The organism is Arsenophonus nasoniae DSM 15247 (assembly GCF_000429565.1).
Taxonomy (GTDB): Bacteria; Pseudomonadota; Gammaproteobacteria; order Enterobacterales; family Enterobacteriaceae; genus Arsenophonus; species Arsenophonus nasoniae.
Map to the genome: position 1 here is coordinate 1 of NZ_AUCC01000158.1, position 3263 is coordinate 3263.

General features: G+C 46.0%; 3 protein-coding genes. All 3 read right to left on the reverse strand.

All coding sequences use genetic code 11. The features are described from left to right. The coding region (locus G468_RS21615; RefSeq protein WP_155847024.1) for a filamentous hemagglutinin N-terminal domain-containing protein at nt 1–879 on the reverse strand (879 nt) is incomplete at its 3' end. A 69-nt stretch (nt 880–948) separates the two neighbouring features. Further along, nucleotides 949–2532, reverse strand: coding sequence for a ShlB/FhaC/HecB family hemolysin secretion/activation protein (locus G468_RS0116650; RefSeq protein ID WP_155847023.1), 1584 nt, complete (start codon nt 2530–2532; stop codon nt 949–951). Between the two features lie 450 nt (nt 2533–2982). Beyond that, nucleotides 2983–3263: IS5/IS1182 family transposase (locus tag G468_RS0116660; RefSeq protein ID WP_026823997.1), on the reverse strand; the 281-nt coding region annotated here is incomplete at its 5' end.

Here is a 3263-nt window from a genome sequence, read left to right on the forward strand (position 1 = left end):
TTGACTGCTAACATTGATATCCGTTTTGGCATTCGCGTTATTGACCGTGATTTCGCCTTTCACCGTCATCGTAATCGCGCTCTGGTCAGTGACGATATTCACTAAATTGACGCCCACCCCAGTTTCGGTGGCGACTAAACGGATTTTGTTGGCGTACATACCCCCTAACGCTGCGCTATCAACGGCCAAGCTCGGTGCCGGACTATCCCCTTTTATCGGGGTGATAGTTCCCTGCTTTAAATCAATTCGGTTCGTCCCCTGCGTCAATGATAGGTTTTTTGCCTGTATTTTTCCGTTTAACACGGTGGCCTGACTAAGAATATCGACATAATCCTGTGCTTTTGCATCCCATCCCTTATCACCAATGGTCACGGCACCTTTTTTCACCGCCAGCGCCTCAAGCGCCCCCTGTTTGTCAAATACCGGTTTACCGGTTGATAAGGTCACCGATGGCGAGTTAATAAAACCACAGCCATCACAGGTAATCCCGTTTGGGTTAGCAATCAGGATATTTGCCTTTTGTCCGGCCACTTCCAGTTTACCCTGCAGGCTAGACACATTACCGCTAACCACCTCATTGATAATCAGGTCGGCCGATTTACCGTTAAGATTACCGTTAGCACTCATTTGTCCGGCCAGTTGTGATGTCACCGACGAGACGGCGTTATTGAGCACCGCCCCGGTGGGGGCAACATTAAAATCTTGATACTGGTTATGAGAAACACCCGCCGCATTCGGGGTGGCAATGTTAATCACCGGCACTTGACCTTGCTGTATCACCTGCGTCTGATTCCCCGCCACACTGATGCCCGCCCCAATGGCAGGATGAAGCGGGTAAAATGCCGTTAAGCCAGTCAGCAAGTAGCTGATGATTTTCATTCGAAAAGACGGGGGCTCAGTTAACATGGGTTTGTCCAACAATTTTCAAAGAAAAAGAAAAAAACAAAATCACCATTCAATCCCCGCAGACCAGTAAACACTCCACCGGTCAGGCTGTAATGAAGTGGGATAATAAAGCGGCTTACCCAGCAGTATCTGGGTATTGAACAGCCTGGCGGAGGCAGAGAGACCAACCCCACTACCAAGAAGATGAGCACGTTCAATTCCATACTTAGGCTGGTGATGCAAATAACCGTAATCGACCGCGCCGGTGAGATTGACGGTTAATGCTCCCTGGCGTATCACGGGGTAGCTCATCTCATTGCGCCAGTAAAAGCCTTGATTACCACTGAGTGTTTGCTCCTTATAACCACGGACAGAATAAAGCCCACCTAAGGATAGGCGTTCTGAGAGAAAGAGGTTATGTGATGTCATCTGACCATAAAAACTGGTCAAATAACTCATGTTGTCGGTTAACAAAGTAAAATAGCTGCTGCTTAACGTGAATTTCAGGAAATCCGCTTGCGGGGCCATCCGGTTGGCGTGACGGGCTGTGGTGTCCCAGATAGACAGACCGTATTCAACACCCGGATTTACCGTCAGGTAACCACCCGCAACGACAGAACTGTACTGTACTTGCGAAAACACGGTATTAAAAGTAGCACTGCTGGTCACTAAAGTTTGTCCAGCAAGCGTGTTTTTGACCGTTTTGTGGCGCCCGCCGACTTGTAAGGTCAGCTTTTGCTGCCTATCACGGTACATTGTGCGGTTCACATCCAGTTGATGGGTTTCATTCTTCCCGAGATAAAGATAGGATTTTTTCATCACCGTCATGGATTGCGGTGACGTACTATGAAGATAACTATACCGTCCCGTCCAATAACCATAAGGGAGACTAAGGCTAGCAGACAGATTCCGTGTAGAGTTGGATGCACTAAAATCAACATCACGCGATAAGGAAGCCTGCCACTGCTCTCCCAGTCCTAAAGGCGTATCGAAGACCAGTCCGACCTGCATTTTGGTTTCGGGGGGGCTTTTCTGGCCGCTATTATCCACACTGAAATTTATTTTACCGGGCAAGCCGTCGACCTGACGGCGAATTAAGACCCGTGAATAGCCTGGATGCATCCCAGGCTGAATATCAATCGTATAACGGGCAGAGGCCAAGCGATTAAGCTGCTCTAATCCCTGCTCAATATCCCGCAGGTTTAATACCTGACCGGTCAAGTTTGGAAAAACCATATTTACCATACGAAGCGGTTGCCCTTCAATCTCCACCGATTCAGTCAATCCTTCCATGACAGCAATTCGTAGCGTCCCCTGACGAATATCCTGCGCCGGTAAATAAGCTTGAGACGTGACATATCCTTTTTCAATATAGGTATTCGTGATATCGCGTACCAGTTGCTGAATGTCAATCAATGTAAGACAACGGTAAAGATAAGCGGCTTTTAACGCAGATTGGGTTGATGGCGAAAGCGAACGAGCATTTTCAAACTGGATAGTGCGAAGCGTAAAACACGGCGCGGGATGTGAATCAGTTGCAACAGGAGGCAGCAACGGCACTAAAAATGAAGGGGATTTTTGCAACGCGTTTCTTTGCTGATTTGCTTCATCTAATAACGCTTTTTGCTGTTGTTGGGTCGCATCCATTGTCGCTGATTGTGCAAAAGAAGTGATTAGTAAGTAACAAAAAACGTTATAATTGGGTGTCACAAACGCTAACTCTTGTTTTTATTTTCATAAAAAATATAAACATAAGCTGTAAACAAAAAAACCAAATTTCGCTCAATTTTATTACAAATAGAATAAGGAATAAGAAAGTAGAGGTATCCGGTCAAAGATCACCGAAAATTGATCCACTGTTTTACTCGGTTATTGCTCCTGATCACCTCTTATCTTTCAATTCTAGTTGACCACTACACTTATCGCCTTGCCAATCAATGACAGCTTGTTGTTCTGGCGTTGGGTTTATCAAAATTTTCTCCTGCATAACTCAATGCAATAAGTTTACCAGAAATTGATTGAATAGGTGATTTGCCGGAATTTGTGCAGTTTTTTGATATTGCGTTTGACGTTAGCAGAGACGTTAGGCTGTGTCCCTTAATTGCGTAATCGGCGGTAAAACAAGCGAATGCAGCCCAGTTTCACCATTGCTAGATAGTTTCTTGCCGTTTTTTCATAACGTGTAGCGATCCGGCGATATTCCTTTAAACGGCCAAAACACCTTTCCACAACGTTGCGATGGCGATAAGCATCACGATCAAGTTGCGAGCGTCCATCTGAAGCCAGTTTTTCATTTGATTTTCGGGGAATAACCGTTTTCATCCCTTTTCTTTTCAACTCGTTACGTAGCGCATTCCCAGAGTAGGCTTTGTCAGCCA

What these genes read in the sequence shown, in the direction of transcription:
- G468_RS0116650 (WP_155847023.1), bottom strand. Translation starts at nt 2,532, where the DNA reads ATGGATGCGACCCAACAACAGCAAAAAGCGTTATTAGATGAAGCAAAT.